Genomic DNA, 18,232 nt, shown 5'->3' with positions numbered 1-18,232 from the left:
GATCAGCCGACCTTGATCTGGTCGTACACCGGCACGCTGAACGGGTTCAGGGAGACATCGGACAGCCGCGCCGAGTAGCCCGCGCTGCCGTTCTGGTACCAGAGCGGGATGGCGGCCATGTTGTCCCGGACGACCTCCTCGGCCTTCTGGAACGTCTCCACGGCCTTCGCCGTGTCCGACTCGGCGTTGGCCTCGTCGACGAGCTTGTCGAAGTCGGCGTTGGACCACTTGCCGTCGTTGGAGGAGGCGTTGGTGTAGTAGAGCGGCTGCAGGAAGTTCTGGATGAGCGGGTAGTCCATCTGCCAGCCGGCCCGGAACGGGCCGCTCATCTTCCGCTGGGTGATCTGGTTGCGGTAGTCGGCGAAGGTGCCGACCGGGTTGCCGACGCACGCCTTGTCGTTGTCGAGGGCGTTGTTGATGGAGTTGCAGACGGCGTCGACCCACTGCTTGTGGGAGCCGGTGTCCGCGTTGTACGTGATCTTGACCTGGCCGCCGGGGAGGCCGCCGCCCTCCTTGATCAGCTTCTTGGCCGCGTCCGCGTCGTACTCGCAGGCGTCCCCGCACAGCCCCTTCTTGTAGCCGCCCTCCTCACCGAGGACCGGGGAGGTCCAGTCGGTGGCGGGGGTGCGGGTCTTCTGGAAGATGGTGTCGGTGATCTGGTCGCGGTCGATGGCCCGGGACAGCCCCTGGCGGACCTTCTCCGAGCCGTCCTTGTTCCAGTCCGCGTCGTAGAACGGGAAGGACAGGGTCTGGATGATGCCGGCCGGGGTGTTGATGTACCGGTCGCCGAGGTCGGCCTTGACGTTCTTCAGCTGGGCGGCGGGGACGTCGTCGACGAGGTCGAGGTTGCCCGCCATCAGGTCGGTGTAGGCGGTGTTGTTGTCGGTGTAGACCTTCAGGTCCACGCCGCCGTTCTGCGCCTTGTCCTCGCCGGGGTAGTCGTCCCACTTGCGGACCGACAGCTGGGAGCCCTTGGTGTACGAGTCGACGGCGTACGGGCCGTTGCCGACGGGCTTGGCGAGCCAGGCGTCGTGGTCGGTGAAGAACGACTGCGGGAGCGGGGCGTAGGCGTTGTAGCCGAGGGTGTCGGGGAAGGTCGAGAACTTCTGGGTGAGCTTGACGGTGAAGGTGTTCTCGTCGGTGACCTTCAGCCCGGAGAGGGTGTCGGCGGTCTGCTTGCTGCCGTCGTCGGGGTGCGTCTTGTCGTAGCCCTGGATGTACTCGAAGAAGTACGCGTTCTTCTGGTTGTTCTTCAGGCTCGCCCCGTAGTTCCAGGCGTCCACGAAGGACTTGGCGGTGACCTTCTCGCCGTTGCTGAAGGTCCAGCCGTCCTTGACGGTGATGGTGAAGTTCTGCGAGTCGGTCGTCTCGATCTTCTCGGCGAGCATGTCCTCGGCCTCGCCGGTCTTGGGGTCGTACTGCTTCAGCCCCCGGAAGATCATCGACAGCACCTTGCCGCCCTGCACCTCGTTGGTGTTGGCCGGCTCCAGGGGGTTCTGCGGGTCGCCCCACGAGGAGCTGAGCACGGCGCCGGTGTCACCGCTGCCGCTGCTGCCGCCACTGCTGTCGTCCCCGCCCCCGCACGCGGTCGCGGTGAGAGCCACCGCGGCCGCGCCGGCGATCCATCGAGCGTGCGTGGCTCCGCGCATGGGGTGCCTCCTCGTGAGTGATCCGTTACCGGCCAATATCGGCCGGGGTGGGGGAGGGTGCATGTCTGAGGGGGCCGGATGGGGGTTGGGGGGTGGGTTGTGGTTGTGGGGGTGGGTGCGTTGTTGGGGGTGGGTGCGTTCGGGCGGGCGGGCGGGCGGGTCGGGTGCGGGTGCGTTCGGGCGGGATGGGTGCGTTGTCGGGTGCGGGTTCGGTGGGGGCTGGTCGCGCACCCGCCGACGAACCCAGGCACCCCGAGCCCCGAGCCCCGCCCCACCCCACCCCACCCCACCCCACCGCGAAAGCCAGGAAACCCCGAGGACCCGGTAAGAGCAGCCTCCACCCAGTAAGAGCGGGTTCGGCAATCACCCTCCCCTTGGTCAAGGGCACCGGCAACGCATTGACCCCGGCCGCGGACGAGTTGAAGGGTCACGTCATGGGGACCTCGCCCGCATCCACGACGGCCGCACCCTTCGAGGCGCCGCCCACCACCCCGCCCCGCCCCGCCGGAGGCCACGGCACCAGCTCACCCGGCCGCATCGCCTGGCGCCGCTTCCGCCGCGACCGCGCCGGCACCGTATCGGCGTACATCGTGCTGCTGTTCTTCACCGCCGCGATCGCCGCCCCCCTGATCGCGAAGCTCTACGGCAGGAACCCGTACACGACGTACGGCCAGAACCAGCCCGGCCTGCTGAACCAGTTCGGTTTCCCGGTCGCACCGAACGGCGGGGTCAGCGGCGACTTCTGGTTCGGCATCGAGCCGCAGCTGGGCCGGGACGTCTTCACCCTCCTCCTCTACGGCATCCGCAACTCGCTGCTGATCGCCACGGTGACGACCCTGCTGGTCACCGGCCTCGGCATCGTGGTCGGCGTGACGGCCGGCTATCTCGGCGGCCGCGTCGACAGCTTCGTGGGCCGGATCGTCGACATCCTGCTGGCCTTCCCCTCCACCCTCTTCTTCATCGCCATGTGGCCGGTGCTCATCTCGATCCTGGTGCCGCCCGACGAGAACACCCCGACCTGGCTGACGGTCGTGAGCCTGATCTCGGTGATGACCGCGTTCGGCTGGGCGCCCATCGCGCGGCTGCTGCGCGGCGAGGTACTGGCCCTGCGCGAGCGGGAGTTCGTGGAGGCCGCCAAGGTCACCGGCGCCTCCGCCGCCCGGATCGTCTTCCGGGAACTGCTCCCCAACCTGTGGACCCCGGTCCTCATCCAGGCGACCCTCGCGCTGCCCATGTACGTCACCACGGAGGCGGCCCTCGCCTTCCTCGGCGTCGGCCTCAGCGACCCCACCCCCGACTGGGGCGTGATGATCCAGCGCGGCGCGCAGGTCTACCAGAGCGACATCACCTACATGCTCTTCCCCGGCCTCTCGATGGTGATCTTCGTGATCGCCTTCAACCTCCTCGGCGACTCGGTCCGCGACGCGCTCGACCCGAAGACCAGACGCTGAACCCCTCCGCGGAGGCCCGCCCCACCCTCCTCCCCCTTCTCACGAAACCCCTCTCCCTGATTCAGGCAGGACACCCATGTCGCTCTCCCGCAGAAACTTCGTCATCGCAAGCTCGGTCGCGACGGCCGGCGGCGCCCTCGTCCTCAGTGCGTGCAGCAGCGGCGGCGGGGGCGGTACGGCGGGTGGCGGCGCGGCCTCCGGCTCCGGCGCCACGTACGCCAAGGTCACCGTGGGCACCGCGGCGGACTCCACCGGCCCCGCGCCGAAGGTCCCGGGTGCGCGCAAGGGCGGCACGATCCGCCCGATCGGCCCGGACGACTTCTCGCACCTGGACCCGCAGCGGATCTACTTCGCCTGGAACTCCACGGTCGCGAACCTCTACGTCCGCTGCCTCACCGGCTACAAGATCGCCTCCGACGGCTCGATGAGGCTCGTCGGCGACCTCGCCACCGACACCGGCACCATGACGGACGGCGGCAGGACCTGGACGTTCACCCTCAAGGACGGCCTGAAGTGGGAGGACGGCAGCGAGCTGACCGTCGACGACGTACGCCACGGCATCGAGCGCGGCTTCGCGAGCTTCACCACCGAGGGCGCCACCTACGTCCAGACCTGGCTCACCGGCTCGAACGACTTCCGGTCGGTCTACAAGGGCCCGTACGGCGGCAAGCACCTCTCCTCCGTCGTCACGGACACCGCGAGGAAGACCGTCACCTTCCACCTGAAGACGGCCCGCCCCGACCTCAACTGGGCACTGGCGATGCACTCCTACGGTGCCGTGCCGGTCGCGCACGACAGCAAGGAGAAGTACGACAAGGACCCCGTCTCCTGCGGCCCGTACCGGATCAGGCAGCACTCCGTCGACAAGTCCCTGACCCTGGTGCGCAACACCCACTGGGACCCGGCGACCGACCCGATCCGCAACGCCTACCCGGACTCCGTCGTCTTCGAGTTCGGCCCCGAGGCCCTGCCGGCCACCGACCGGCTGATCGCCGACTCGGGGACGGACCGGTACGCGGTCATGGCGTACAGCGGGGTGCCGGCCGAGCGCATCCAGAAGGTGATCAGCGACTCCGCCCTGGAGTCCCGCACCATCGACGGCCTGCTGACCGGCCTGTACTACTACGCCATCAACTGCCGCCGCATCAAGGACGTCCGGGTCCGCCAGGCCCTCAACTACGCCTGGCCGCTGGAGCAGATCCGTTCCATCTACGGCGGCCCGTCGGCCGGCGACTACGCGACCACCATCCTCAGCCCGGACATCGCGGGCCGGGTGAAGTTCGACGTCTACGGCAAGCTGAAGAACCCGCGCGGCGACACGGCGAAGGCGAAGTCCCTGCTGAAGGAGGCCGGCAAGCTCGGCCAGAAGATCGTCTACACGTATCCGCAGGGCGGCAACGACGCCTACGAGAAGACCAAGGTCGTCATCGCCAACGCCCTGAAGGAGGCGGGCTTCGACCCGGTGGTCAAGCCCGTGGAGTCGACGAGCTACTACGACCAGGTCGGCCAGATCGACAACCAGTTCGACGTGATGTGGTACGGCTGGTCACCGGACTGGCCCGCCGCCTACACCCTCCTCCAGCCGCTCTTCGACGGCACCACGATCGCGGACAACGCCCCCAACGTCTCCCAGCTGAACGTGGGCTGGGTCAACACGGCGATCAAGAAGGACGCGGCCGTCACCGACACCGCGAAGGAGAACGCGGCCTGGGCCGCGCTGGACAAGTCGATCATGGCGAAGGAGGCGCCGATCATCCCGGAGACCTACCAGCGGCGGTACTACCTGTACGGGTCCAAGGTGGGCGGCGCCCAGTTCGACCCGCTGTTCTCGGCGTTCCTCATCCACAAGCTGTACGCCAAGGCCTGAACCGGACCGGGACCCGAACCGCCATGCTCCGCTTCGTCGCCCGCAGGACGCTGAGCGCGCTGCTGATCCTGCTGATCATCAGCGCCATCACCTTCCTCCTCTTCTACGTCGCCCCGCGCGACCCCGCCCGCTCCGCCTGCGGCAAGCTGTGCACCCCGCAGACGCTCGCGCTGGTCCGGCACAACCTCGGTATCGCCGACCCGCTGCCCGTGCAGTACGGGCACTGGCTGGCGGGGGTGTTCACCGGCCGGGACTACGCCGGCCTCGGCCACTGCCCGGCCCCCTGCCTCGGCTACTCCTTCACCAACCACGAGCCGGTCCTCGGCCTGATCACCGACCGCTTCCCCACCACGCTGTCGCTCGCGCTCGGCAGCACGGTCGTGTTCGTCGTCTTCGGCGTGGGCACCGGCATGGTCGCGGCGGTGGCACAGGGCCGTGCCCTGGACAAGATCGCGTCCTCGGCATCCCTGGTGGGCTCCTCGCTCCAGATCTACATCGTCGGGGTCGTGGCGATGTACTACCTCTCCGACCAGTGGGGCCTGCTGCCCCGCCCCTCGGACGCCGTCGGCTTCACCCAGGACCCGCCGGCCTGGTTCAAGGGGCTCCTCCTCCCCTGGCTGGTCCTCGCGATCATCTTCACCGCCAACTACACCCGGATGACCCGCTCCCAGCTCGTGGAGACCCTCGCCGAGGACTACGTCCGCACGGCCCGCGCCAAGGGCATGTCCCGGTCCACGGTCTTCTTCCGCTACGCCTGGCGCGGCGCGATGGGCCCCATCGTCACCATCCTCGGCCTCGACATCGGCTACCTCCTCGGCGGTGCCATCATCACCGAGGAGACCTTCGGCCTCCACGGCATCGGCGCCCTGTCCATCAAGGCCGTCCGCGACAACGACCTCCCCCTGCTCCTCGGAGTGGTCCTGGTCGCCGCCGCCGCGATCGTGGTCGCGAACATCGTGGTGGACGCGGTGTACGCGCTGATCGATCCGCGGGTGCGGTTGGCCTAGGCGGGGGGGCTAGGTGGAGCTGGGGGCGAGCCGGGGCGGCCGGGGCCGGTCCAGCGGCCCTGACCGCACCCGGCCGGACACCTGCACGCTCCGCCGGACCGGGGCTCGCTCACGAGCCCGCCGGTCCGGCCCGAGCCGACTGCCGCCGGGCCGGACCTGACGACCAGGCACGCCCCTCGTCAGCCCGACTCTCCCCGCTCCACACAGAATTCGTTGCCCTCGGGGTCGGCCATGAGCACCCAACCACCACCGTCGGGACGGGTGTGGTCGGCGATCACCCGGGCGCCGAGCGCGACCGCCCGCTCGACCTCCTCGGCGCGGGTGCGGCCGTGCGGCTTGAGGTCGAAGTGGACCCGGTTCTTCGCGGACTTGCCCTCGGGCACCCGCACGAAGAGCAGCCTCGGCCCACCCGCCGGGTCCGCGATCAGCGCCTCCGGGTCGCCGGGCTTGTCGTCGTCGGCCAGCGGACGGCCGAGCAACTCGCTCCAGAAGAGGGCGACGTCGTAGGGGTCGCCGGTGCAGTCGAAGGTGACGCTGTGGATGGCGGGGCGCGTGGGGCTCAACAGGGGCTCCGTCGTGAGTCGTTGGGTGAGGCGCTCGGCAGTGGCCGAGATCAACAGCCCAGGTTGCCGCCCCCGGACACGGGCCGCCACCGATTTCGCTGCGGGCCCCGCCCTCGCCCCACGGTCCCGTCAGCCGCCGGGTCGCCACGCCAGGCGACCGTCGGGCGACGCCTCGCCCTCACCCAGGTCATCGGCGCAGACGCGGCCCCACCGGCGCCCCCGCCCCGTACGGCCTCCTGGGCGGCGGTCGGAGGGGCTGGGGCGGTTGAAGGCGACGACCACGCAGGAGAGACCCGCCTCGACGCCACGCCACGCCACGGGACGCCCCATGACACACACGGACCGCCCGCGCGGCAGCCCGGCCCCCACCGCCACCGGCGGCCCACCGCACACGACAGGGCCCGCCGTACGGCGGTGACGGCCCCGGCGAGCGGGAACGTCACCGTCGTACGACGGGCCCATGACGACTCGGTCGGGTCAGTCCTTGGCGATCTTCGCCCCGGACTCGTCCGAAGTACTGTCCTCCAGCGCCTTGAGCGCCGGGTCCAGCACGACGTCCTCGGCGCGGGCCTCGGTCGTCGGGTCCTCCGGGAAGTGGCAGGCCGTCAGGTGGCCGGCCAGGTTGCCGGAGAGCTGGATGAGCGGCGGCTCCTCCGAGGCGCACTTGTCCTGCGCCTTCCAGCAGCGGGTACGGAAGCGGCAGCCGGACGGCGGCGAGATCGGCGAGGGCACGTCACCGGCGAGCCGGATCCGCTCCTTGGCCTCGACCTCGTCGTCGATCGCGACCTCGGGCACCGCCGAGAGGAGGGCGTGGGTGTACGGGTGGCGGGGCCGGTTGTAGAGCGAGTCACGGTCGGCGACCTCGACGATCTTGCCGAGGTACATCACCGCGACGCGCTTCGAGAAGTGCCGGACGATGGCGAGGTCGTGGGCGATGAACAGGAACGCGATGCCCAGCTCGTCCTGGACCTTCTGGAGCAGGTTGACGACCTGCGCCTGGATCGACACGTCCAGCGCCGAGACCGGCTCGTCCGCCACGATCAGCTTCGGGTTCAGGGCGAGCGCGCGGGCGACCCCGATGCGCTGGCGCTGACCGCCGGAGAACTCGTGCGGGAAGCGGTTGTAGTGCTCGGGGTTGAGACCGACCAGCTCCAGCAGCTCGCGGACCTTGTTCTCCCGGCCGCCCTCGGGGTTGATCCCGTTGACCTCCATCGGCGACTTGATGATCGTGCCGACGGTCTGCCGCGGGTTCAGCGAGGAGTAGGGGTCCTGGAAGATCATCTGGATCTCGGACCGCACCGGCGCCAGCTGCTTGCGCGAGGCGTGGGTGATGTCCTGGTCCTTGTAGGTGATCTTCCCGCCGGTGGGCTCCATCAGCTTGGTGATCAGCCGGCCGGTGGTCGACTTGCCGCAGCCCGACTCACCGACGAGGCCGACGCTCTCGCCGACGCCGACGGACAGGTCGATGCCGTCCACCGCCTGGACGGCCCCGACCTTGCGCTTGATGGGGAAGCCGCCGTAGATGGGGAAGTGCTTCGCCAGGCCCTCGACCTTGAGGAGGGTCTCGGCCGGGGTGTCCTTGGAGCCCTGCTGCGCGGGGAGGGTGAGGTTGTCGCTCATGTCTCGGTTCTCCCTAGCGCAGCCGAGGCTGGATCTTGTCGATGAAGATGGTCTGCTTCTGCTCCGCCGTCAGATGGCAGGCGGAGTCGCGCCCCTGGCCGAGCGACGGCCGCTCGGTGCTGCAGCGGTTGCCGCCGACCTCGCCGGTGAACGCGCAACGCGGGTGGAACGGGCAGCCGGTGGGCGGGTTGAGCAGGCTGGGCGGGGAGCCGGGGATCGGTGTGAGTGCCTGACTGGTGTCACCGCCGAGACGGGGCATCGAGCTGAGCAGACCCCAGGTGTAGGGGTGCGTGGGGTTGCGCAGCACCTCGCGGACGCTGCCGCGCTCCACGGCCCGGCCCGAGTACATCACCAGCAGGTCGTCGGCCATGTCGGAGATGACGCCGAGGTCGTGCGTGATGAAGATGATCGCGGAGCCGAACTCCTGCTGGAGGTCCTTGAGCAGGTCGAGGATCTGCGCCTGGACGGTCACGTCGAGGGCGGTGGTCGGCTCGTCCGCGATCAGCAGGTCGGGGTCGCAGACCAGGGCCATGGCGATCATGGCGCGCTGGCGCATACCGCCGGAGAACTGGTGCGGGTAGTCGTCCACGCGCGTCTGCGGGTGCGGGATGCCGACCTTGGCCAGCATCTCGATCGTCCGCTGCCGGGCCTCCTTCTTGGAGGCGCCGGTGTGCTTCATGAACGGCTCGGCGATCTGCCGGCCCACCGTGTAGTACGGCGAGAGCGCCGTCAGCGGGTCCTGGAAGATCATCGCCACCTTGTTGCCGCGGAGCTGCTCCAGCTCCTTCTCCTTGGCGGTGACGAGTTCCTTGCCGTCGAGGATGATCTCGCCCTCGACGGTGGTGGTCTTGGGGTTGTGCAGACCGAGGACGGTCAGGTTGGTCACGGACTTGCCGGAGCCCGACTCGCCCACGATGCCCAGCGTCTTGCCGCGCTCGACGTCGAAGGAGAGCCCGTCGACGGCCTTGACTATGCCGTCCTCGGTGGAGAACCGCACCCGCAGGTCGCGGACCGAGAGGAAGGCCTCCGGCCCGGTCGGGGCCTTCTCACCTTCGGTCTTGGTCAGAGTGGTCACGGTATTTCTCCTAGCTGAGGCGCACGCGCGGGTCGATGTAGGCGTAGGCGATGTCCACGACGATGTTCAGAAGCAGGATGAAGAAGGCCCCGAACAGCATCACGCCCATGGTCAGCGGGATGTCCTTGTCGGTCGAGGACTCGACCGCCAGACGCCCGATGCCGGCCAGGTCGAACGTGAACTCAGTGACCACCGCGCCCGACAGCAGTGCGCTCAGGTCCATGCCGATGATGGTGACGATCGGAATGAGTGAACCACGCCAGGCATAACGGAAGAATACGTACCGCTGCTTCATGCCCTTCGCCCGGGCCGTGCGGACGTGCTCCTCCGACAGCTGCTCGATCATGGTCGAGCGGGCCATACGGGTGTACTGGGCGGTGAAGATCGTCGCCATGACGGCCCAGGGGATCAGCATGCCCAGGGCCCAGCCGACCGGGTCCTCGGTGAACGGGACGTACTTCGGGCTCTCCATCCAGCCGGTGCTGTAGACGAAGATGCCGAGGACGATCGGACCGAGGAAGTAGATCTGGAACGAGCTGAGCACCATCGAGGCGCCACTGACGATCTTGTCGACGATGGTGCCGCGCTTCCAGGCGGCGAGCAGGCCGGAGCCGAGGCCCAGCACCAGGAAGATCACCAGGCCGCCGATGGTCAGCGACAGCGTGAGCGGGAAACGGTCGATGATGGAGTCCCAGACGAACTCACCGCTCTGGAAGGACATGCCCAGGCACGGCGCAGGGCAGTGACCCACCGCGAAGTCCCGGCCGACGACGATGCCGGACATGAAGTCCCAGAACTGCGTGGTGATGGGCTTGTCGAGGCCGAGGTTCTCTCTGATGACCGCGATGTTCTCGGGGGAGCAGTTCTTGCCGCAGGACAGCTGCGCGAAGTCTTGGGGGATCGTATAGAACAGGAAGAACGTGAAGGCGCCGATCAGGAACATGATGACGACAGCGCCGATCAGCCTGCGGATGAGGAACTGAAGCATGGCGGGTGGATGCTCTCTTCGAAAACGCGGCGGTCGGAGGGGGTGGAACCGACCGCGGGGGTGCGCTCCGCCTGGCGCACACCCCCGCGGATCAGCCGGACTGACGGATTACGGCTGCTTCACGAACAGGTCGTTGATGTCGATGTAGCTCGACTCCGTGCTGTACCGGGCACCACCGATGTTCGATCCGAAGAGCTGGATCTGCTTCGAGTAGTAGACCGGGGCGGCCGGGTTGATCTCCTCCACGATGCGGTGGTGAGCCTCTTCCCACGTCTTGGCCGCGGCCTCGGGCTCCTCGGTCAGCGCCTTCTTGATCAGCGCGTCGACCTTGGCGTCCTTGATGTGCGAGTAGTTCGACGCACCGTCGGCGACCAGGGTGCCGTCGTAGACCGGGGTGATGACCGTGGACGGGGAGGACCAGTCCTGGCCCCAGCCGGTCATGTAGAGGTCGAACGGGTTGTCCAGCTTGCCGATCTGCTCGTAGAAGCTGGCCCGGTCGATCTCCTTGGCCTGGACGTCGAAGCCGATCTTCTTCAGCGTGTCCTTGACGATGACCATCTGGGCCTGGCCACGCGGGGTGTTGGAGTAGGCGTAGGTCAGCTTGGTGCCGTCCTTGACACCCGCCTCCTTCAGCAGCTCCTTGGCCTTCGCCAGGTCACCGTTGGGCTTCTTCAGCTTGCCGAACGGGTCGTAGGACTTGTCGTAGCCCGGCAGGGTCGGCGCCATCAGACCACCGGCGATCTCACCGCCGTAGCGGCCACCGTCGGCCTGGACCATGGCCTGCGACGGGAGCGCGTAGGTGATCGCGTCGCGGACCTTCTTGTCCTTCATGTTGGCGCTGTCGAGGTTGAAGGTCATCTGCCACACGTAGGGCTGGTAGCCCTGGATGGTGCGCTTCTTGGCACCGGCGTTGCCGATGACCGTCGACAGCTGGGCCGGGTCCACCGAGTCCGTGAACTGGATGGCGTTCTTGGCCTCGCCCTGGTCGGCGATCAGACGCTTGGTCTGGCTGGCCTGGTCGATGGTGGTGGTGAAGTTGTAGCCGTCGACGTACTGGTGGCGCACCGAGTCCGTCTTCGGGTCCCACTGGTCGTTCTTGACCAGGGTCAGCGACTTGCCGGCCTTGTACTCGGAGACCTTGTACGGGCCGAGGGCCGCGGGGGCCTTGTCGTACTTCTCCTTCGTGTCCTGCTTCTCGGGCACGACGGCGTAACCGGCCATGGCGAGGGCCTGCGGGAGGTCCGGGCGCGCCTGGTCGAAGTGGAAGACGACCGTCTTGGCGTCCGGGGTCTCCAGGACGGAGTCCGGCAGGTGCTTGCCCTTGTAGGGGCCGTCCGGCAGCGCCTTGCGGTAGTCGGAGCCCGACAGCCAGCTCTGGATGTACGTCGGGCCGTCGAAGATGACCTTGGAGTACTGGCGCTCGATGGTGTGGCGGACGTCGGCCGAGGTGATGGCGTTGCCGTCCTCGTCCTTGATGCCGTCCTTGAGCGTGTACGTCCAGGTCTTGCCGCCGTCGGAGGACTTGCCGGAGTCGGTGGCGATGTCACCGACGACCGTCAGGTTGCCCTTGTCGTCCTCCTGGTAGTTCGTCAGACCCCGGTGGAGCAGGTTGGCGAGCTGACCGGCGTCGGAGACGTAGATCTGACCCGGGTCCATGTGGGTCATGTCCGACTGCGCGTAGACGTTGATGACACCGCCGGGCTTGGCGCCCTTGACCGGCTCGGCGGGGCCGGTGGAGGCGGCGGCGTCACCGTAGGCGACAGGCTTCGACTGCTCGGCGGCGTCGTCCTGGGACTTGGAAGTGTCCTTCGTGTCCGTCTTGCCGTTGTCCGAGCACCCGGTGAGCGCCAGCGAGCCGGCCACGATGGCGACGGCCACGGCGCGCGTGGTGCGGGTTCTGATGGGCTTCATGATGCCTATGCACCTACCTGTCGATTGTTGTCCACGAGTACTGCCTGACGGTCCGGGCCGAACCCGGATCGGGGGTGGCAGTCCCCCCACCCACCAATGGACGATTAGCGTCCGGTCTTGGGGTCGAATGCGTCCCGGACGGAGTCGCCGAGAAGGTTGAAGCAGAGAACGAAGACCACCATCGCCACGCCCGGGAAGATCATGAACATCGGGTCCTGCTCATAGACGCCGGCGCCGATGGCGAACATGCGGCCCCAGTCGGGGGTGGGCTCGACGAAGCCGACACCGACGAAGGAGAGGAAGGCGATGGAGAGGATCGTGCTGGGCAGGATGTACGTGCCCTGCACGAGGATCGGGGTGACGATGTTCGGGAGGATCTCCTTGCGCACGATGCGCCAGGGCGAGGCGCCGGAGACCTTCGCCGCCTCCACGAACTCACGCTCACGGAGCGAGAGCACGGAGCTGCGGACCAGGCGGGCCAGGCCCATCCAGCCGAGGAACCACATCACCAGGATGATGGCCAGGGCGCGCAGATACGTCGGCGTCTCGTCCTTCGGGTCGACGAACAGCGCGGTGACCACGGGCATGAAGGCGATGAAGAAGAGCTGCTGCGGGAAGCCCAGGAAGAAGTCGGTGATCCGGCCCACCCAGTAGTCCACGCGGCCGCCGAAGTAGCCCCCGACCATGCCGATGAGTACGCCGGTGACCACGCTGATCAGGGTGATGAGCACCGCCATGTACAGCGAGGTCCGCATGCCGTACAGCAGCATCGTGAAGACGTCGCGGCCGAGCTTCGGCTCGACGCCGAACCAGAAGTCACCCGACATGCCACCGAAGGAACCGGTGGGCATCGCGAAGTCGTCGAGCAGGAACGGGAAGTCCGGCTCCTGCGCGTACAGCGTGTAGGGGTTCTTGCCGTACAGGCTCGCGATGACCGGCGCGAGGGCGGAGATCACGAAGAAGAAAATCACTACGCACGCGGAGATGACTCCCGTACGGTCCCGCTTGAACCGTTGCCACATCAACTGGCCGGGGGAACGACCCTCAAGCTTCTGCTCACCCTTGGCGGCCTCGGCGGCCGTCTCGAGCTCGGGGTCCAAGGCGACCGCGGACCCGGAGCCCTCGGCCTTGGTTGGACTGGTCATGTCTGTTCTTCCCCCGGGGGGTTGGAGAGTTGAGCGCAGCACAGATACCGGCAGGTTCTGTGGTTTGGGGGAACTTTCGCCAAACGGGTCAACGCGCGTCAAGGGCGGAAGGCATAGGGATCTCCCTACCGTCCATATTTTGAGCAAAAATTGCAAAGATTGACACCTGGTCGCGCTTGACAAGCCGCAACGGATACCGGCGAATCGGACATTCCCGCTACGATTTTTGTTTACATGTCCGAAACTTGATCGCTGCGACACCGATATCCGAACAGCGGTTCACAGCCCGAAGACAGCCAATCGGACAGTCGGCGACGGAAGGCCGGCCTCCCCCGCAGGCCCTTCACACATCACCCGGAAGCCCCAGTATCCCCACAAGACCTCCCCATCAGGCGGGCAGGCCGGAAGCCCGGTCCTCCGAGGGCGGAGAACCGGGGCTTCGCAGAAGGCAATTGACGGAACGTCAGCCGTGCTTGGCGCGGCTCGCGGCGCGGGCGCGCTCGCGGGCGTCCAGGTTGACCTTGCGGATGCGCACGGCCTCCGGGGTCACCTCGACGCACTCGTCGTCGCGGCAGAACTCCAGGGACTGCTCCAGGGAGAGCTTGCGCGGCGGGACGATCGCCTCGAACGAGTCGGCCGAGGAGGACCGCATGTTCGTGAGCTTCTTCTCCTTGGTGATGTTCACGTCCATGTCGTCGGAGCGCGAGTTCTCACCGACGATCATGCCCTCGTAGACCTCGGTGCCGGGGTCGGTGAACAGCACACCGCGCTCCTGGAGGTTCGTCATCGCGAACGCGGTGACGGCGCCGGAGCGGTCGGCGACGAGCGATCCGTTGTTGCGGGTCGTCAGCGTGCCGAACCACGGCTCGTGGCCCTCGTGGATGGAGTGGGCGATGCCCGTGCCGCGCGTGCCGGTCAGGAACTCCGTACGGAAGCCGATCAGGCCGCGGGACGGGACGACGAACTCCATGCGGACCCAGCCGGAGCCGTGGTTGGACATGTTGTCCATCCGGCCCTTGCGGACGCCCATGAGCTGCGTGACCGCGCCCATGTGCTCCTCGGGGACGTCGATCGTCATGCGCTCGACCGGCTCGTAGACCTTGCCGTCGACGATCTTGGTGACCACCTGCGGCTTGCCGATGGTCAGCTCGAAGCCCTCACGGCGCATCTGCTCGACCAGGATGGCCAGCGCCAGCTCACCACGCCCCTGGACCTCCCAGGCGTCGGGACGCTCGGTGTCGAGGACACGGAGGCTGACGTTACCGACCAGCTCGCGGTCGAGGCGGTCCTTGACCTGGCGGGCGGTGACCTTGCGGTCCTTGACCGCGGCCTTGTTGTCCGCGCCCTTGCCGGTGCCACCACGGCCGACCAGCGGCGAGGTGTTGGTGCCGATGGTCATCGAGATCGCCGGCTCGTCGACCGTGATCAGCGGCAGCGCGATCGGGTTCTCGGTGTCGGCGAGGGTCTCGCCGATCATGATGTCCGGGATACCGGCGACGGCACAGATGTCACCGGGGCCGGCCACCTCGGCGGGCTTGCGGGTGAGCGCCTCGGTCATCATCAGCTCGGTGATGCGGACGTTGGCCATCGTGCCGTCACGCTTGATCCACGTGACCGTCTGGCCCTTGCGCAGCTCGCCCTGCTCGACGCGGAGCAGCGCGATACGGCCGAGGAAGTTGTCGGCGTCCAGGTTGGTGACGTGCGCCTGGAGCGGGGCCTCCTCGTCGTACGACGGGGCCGGGACGTGCGACAGGATCGTGGAGAAGAACGGCTCCAGGCTGTTGCTGTCGGCCGGGACGGTGCCGTCCTCCGGCTTGGTCAGCGAGGCGACACCGTCACGCGCACACGCGTAGACGATGGGGAACTCGATCTGGTCCTCGTCGGCGTCGAGGTCGAGGAAGAGGTCGTAGGTCTCGTTGACGACCTCGTCGATGCGCGAGTCCGCGCGGTCCGTCTTGTTGATGCACAGAATGACCGGCAGGCGCTGCTGAAGCGCCTTGCGGAGCACGAAGCGGGTCTGCGGCAGCGGGCCCTCGGAGGCGTCGACGAGCAGGACCACCGCGTCGACCATCGACAGACCGCGCTCGACCTCGCCACCGAAGTCGGCGTGACCGGGGGTGTCGATGATGTTGATGGTGATGACGTCGCCGCCATCCTTCGGGTGGTACTTCACCGCCGTGTTCTTGGCGAGGATCGTGATGCCCTTCTCACGCTCCAGGTCGTTCGAGTCCATCATGCGGTCGTCGAGCGACTCGGCGGCGTGCGCGGCGAAGGCACCGGCCTGCTTGAGCATGGCGTCGACCAGAGTGGTCTTGCCGTGGTCGACGTGGGCGACGATGGCGACGTTGCGGATGTCGTGGCGCGTGGCCATATTGAGGCGCTTCTCCCGGAGTGTGAGGACGGCCTGCGCTGACATCTGTGTCGCGCGGACCCTGCCGGGCTGGACATGCCACGGCCTCACCCCATGGTACGGGGCCGCGGGCACCGAGGCTCCCCGGGCCGTTCCGGCCCAGCTCAGCCCGGCTCAGCCCCAGCTCAGGACCCTTTCGCGGTGGCTCGGGCCGCCTCGGCCGCCCTCGAACCCCGGCCGCCGCCCCCGTTTCGTCACGGGGGCGGCGGCCGGGGTTCGAGGGGGCGTGATCGCCTACGTGTGCGAGGGCCGCGCCGGTCCCTTCGCGCCCTTCTTCAGGAAGCCCATGTCCTCGTAGACCGGGGTCTGGAAGCCGAAGGCGCCCGCGTTCGCGAGGGTGGTGCGGGCGGCGACGAGCTGGGGCCGCTGGTACAGGGGGATGGACCCGGCGGCGGCCCAGATGCGGGCGTCCGCCTTCCGGATCAGTGAGCGGGTCTTCGACTCGTCGAGGGTGGAGACGGCCTGGTCGAACAGCTGGTCGACGCGGTCCGTGCCGACGCGCGTGTAGTTCTGCTCGACGTTCAGCGAGCCGTCGGCCGCCGGGACCGGCTTGGCGTAGATCGGCCGGGCGTCGGTGGCGGGGTACGCGGAGGTCGGCCAGGAGTACAGCGCGAGGTCGTACTGTCCGTTCGCGATGTGGTCCTTGAAGTAGCTCTCGTCCGGGACCTTCGTGATCTCCGTCCGGATCCCGACGCGCTCCAGCATCACCGCGATCCGCTCGCCGACGGTCCGCAGCGACTCCGTCCCCGGTCCCGACGGCAGCACGAACCGCAGCGTCAGCAGCTTGCCGTTCTTGGCGAGCGGCCCTCGCGCGGCCTCGGCCGGCGCCCGCGTCCCCTGCGGGGCGTACGCGCCGGGCGCGCCGCCCGGCTTGAACTGCTTGCCGTCCTGGGCGAGGTTCTCGTCGGCGTCGTAGGGCTTGTCGTCCCCGCCGACGACGTACGTGCTGTCGTCCGCGGAGGAGCCGGACTTCTCGGAGCCGGGCTTGTCGGAACCGGAGCCGTTCTTCGTACCCCGCTTCTCCCTCTCCGCGCCGGCCGCCTTCTTGCTCTCCGCCACGGGCTCGCGGGGTTCGAGCGGGCCGCCCTGTTCCCAGCCGGCGTCGGCGAGGAGGGCCCGCGCCTCGTCGGCGTCCTGGCCGCCGAGGGCGCCGCTGTTGTCCGCGTAGGCGGCCTGACCGGCGAGGGCGAGGTGGCTGCCGACGGGCTCGGCGGGCAGACCGAGCGGTTCGAGGACGAGGGCGGCGAGCTTCTCGCGGTCGATCGCGCGGGCCACGGCGCGGCGGACGCGCTCGTCGGCGAGGGGACCGTCGGAGCCGTTCAGCGCGAGCTGGGTGAAGGCGGGTTCCAGGGACCGGCGGACGGCGAAGCCGCGCAGGGCGGACTGCTGCGAGAGGTACTCGGCGAGCGCCGCGCGCCGCTTCTCACGGGCGCGGGTCTCGCCGTCGGCGGCCTTCTCGTCCGAGCCGTGCGCGAGGGCCCAGGACCGCAGCGACTTCGCGGGGGTCAGGCCGGACTCGGGGCCGTGCGCGCCGGCCTCCCGGCCGAGCGGGCCGCTCCGCGAGAGCGGCGGACCGGCGCCCTGCGTCTTCTTCTTGTCACGGGAGGCGAGCATGATCCGCTCGGCCTGCGCGGAGTCGATCTCGGCGATGTCGATCTTGTCCTCGGCCAGCGCCTCGGCCCGCTCGGCGCGCGGTACGGCGCGCAGGACCAGCTCGGAGAGCTTGGCCGTCCGTCCCCACCAGCGGGGGTTGCGGGCCAGCGTGACCTCGCCGGCCTTGCGGTCGACCTCCTTCAGCGCGAACGGGCCGGCGGTGACCTTGAGCTTCTTGCGGGCGCCGTCGTTGAAGGAGTCGGGGGTGCCCATCACCTGCTTCGGGTACAGCGGCGAGAACAGCGACTTCCAGTCGGCGTACGGGCGGGCGAAGGTGACCCGGACCTCCAGGTCGTTGTCGCCGCGCTCGATCTTCTCGATGCGCTCGTAGCCGGAGTTCCTGGCGGTCCAGTACGCGGCGTCCTTGCCGGACAGGGCCCGCCACTGCGCGGCGAAGTCGGCGGCGCCGATCTCGCGGCCGTCGCTCCACACCGCCTGTTGGTTGAGCTTGTAGAGGACGACCTGCCGGGGCTCGCGTTCGACGACCTTCGCGGACTCCAGGAAGTCGGCGTTGAGCTGGGGGCGTCCGCCGGCGTCGAGGCGGTACATCGACGGCAGGACGGCACCGGCGATGCGTGCCGTGGTCGGGTCGGCGTCCGACTGGAAGGTGTTCAGCGTCTCCGGTACGGCGTCCACGGCCCAGCGCAGGGTGCCGCCGTCGGCGACGCGGTCGCGTGCGGCGGGCGCGATGTCCTGTCCGGCCAGGGGTCTGCCCGCCGGATCCTCCTCGCTGCAGCCGCTCAGGCCGGGCACGGTGAGCACGCCTGCGGCCAGGAACGCCAGGGTGCGGCGCCGGGCGCGCGGTCGAACGCGGTCGTGGGGAATCGGCATCACTGCGACCTCCTCGCTCCGCGGTGGGAGAACGGGGACGGGGGTGGCTCTGATCACGTTCG

12 protein-coding genes are annotated in these 18,232 nt (G+C 68.6%); 3 read left to right on the top strand and 9 right to left on the bottom strand.

The features are described from left to right. Window positions 1-2: 2 nt before the first annotated feature. Window positions 3-1,649, bottom strand: coding sequence for a peptide ABC transporter substrate-binding protein (locus H4687_RS30685; protein ID WP_097249415.1), 1,647 nt, complete (start codon window positions 1,647-1,649; stop codon window positions 3-5). Window positions 1,650-2,083: 434 nt separating this feature from the next. Between H4687_RS30685 and H4687_RS30680 the strand changes: the two genes are divergently transcribed. The 3 genes from H4687_RS30680 (at window position 2,084) to H4687_RS30670 (ending at window position 5,974) form a co-directional block, all read left to right on the top strand. Next, complete coding sequence (locus tag H4687_RS30680) at window positions 2,084-3,100, top strand: ABC transporter permease (protein ID WP_046918626.1); 1,017 nt, start codon at window positions 2,084-2,086, stop codon at window positions 3,098-3,100. A gap of 76 nt (window positions 3,101-3,176) precedes the next feature. After that, window positions 3,177-4,967: an ABC transporter substrate-binding protein gene (locus tag H4687_RS30675; RefSeq protein ID WP_046918625.1), complete on the top strand. Its 1,791-nt coding sequence runs from the start codon at window positions 3,177-3,179 to the stop codon at window positions 4,965-4,967. Between the two features lie 23 nt (window positions 4,968-4,990). Then, complete coding sequence (locus H4687_RS30670; RefSeq protein WP_005480642.1) at window positions 4,991-5,974, top strand: ABC transporter permease; 984 nt, start codon at window positions 4,991-4,993, stop codon at window positions 5,972-5,974. Between the two features lie 179 nt (window positions 5,975-6,153). Here the strand turns inward: H4687_RS30670 and H4687_RS30665 are convergent, their stop codons facing one another. From H4687_RS30665 to H4687_RS30630, 8 genes are all read right to left on the bottom strand, one after another. After that, window positions 6,154-6,537, bottom strand: a complete 384-nt coding sequence (locus H4687_RS30665) for a VOC family protein (RefSeq protein WP_046918131.1) — start codon at window positions 6,535-6,537, stop codon at window positions 6,154-6,156. A gap of 477 nt (window positions 6,538-7,014) precedes the next feature. Beyond that, on the bottom strand, window positions 7,015-8,157 hold the full coding sequence (locus tag H4687_RS30660; RefSeq protein ID WP_046918130.1) for an ABC transporter ATP-binding protein: 1,143 nt from the start codon (window positions 8,155-8,157) through the stop codon (window positions 7,015-7,017). 13 nt (window positions 8,158-8,170) lie between these two features. Then, window positions 8,171-9,232, bottom strand: coding sequence for an ABC transporter ATP-binding protein (locus H4687_RS30655; RefSeq protein WP_046918129.1), 1,062 nt, complete (start codon window positions 9,230-9,232; stop codon window positions 8,171-8,173). Between the two features lie 10 nt (window positions 9,233-9,242). Then, on the bottom strand, window positions 9,243-10,220 hold the full coding sequence (locus tag H4687_RS30650) for an ABC transporter permease (RefSeq protein WP_046918128.1): 978 nt from the start codon (window positions 10,218-10,220) through the stop codon (window positions 9,243-9,245). A gap of 108 nt (window positions 10,221-10,328) precedes the next feature. Further along, entirely contained in the window at window positions 10,329-12,131 is a 1,803-nt protein-coding gene (locus H4687_RS30645; protein ID WP_046918127.1) for an ABC transporter substrate-binding protein, read from the bottom strand. Window positions 12,132-12,235: 104 nt separating this feature from the next. After that, on the bottom strand, window positions 12,236-13,276 hold the full coding sequence (locus tag H4687_RS30640) for an ABC transporter permease (protein WP_046918126.1): 1,041 nt from the start codon (window positions 13,274-13,276) through the stop codon (window positions 12,236-12,238). A gap of 463 nt (window positions 13,277-13,739) precedes the next feature. Next, complete coding sequence (gene typA / locus H4687_RS30635; protein WP_033525542.1) at window positions 13,740-15,647, bottom strand: translational GTPase TypA; 1,908 nt, start codon at window positions 15,645-15,647, stop codon at window positions 13,740-13,742. 273 nt (window positions 15,648-15,920) lie between these two features. Next, window positions 15,921-18,170 carry an ABC transporter family substrate-binding protein gene (locus tag H4687_RS30630; RefSeq protein ID WP_046918125.1) on the bottom strand — a complete coding sequence of 750 codons (2,250 nt, stop codon included), beginning with the start codon at window positions 18,168-18,170 and terminating at the stop codon, window positions 15,921-15,923. Between the last annotated feature and the right edge of the window lie 62 nt (window positions 18,171-18,232).

Origin of the sequence: Streptomyces stelliscabiei (genome assembly GCF_014873495.1) — a bacterium.
Lineage (GTDB): Bacteria > Actinomycetota > Actinomycetes > Streptomycetales > Streptomycetaceae > Streptomyces > Streptomyces bottropensis.
This window is presented reverse-complemented; position numbering and strand designations above follow the sequence as displayed.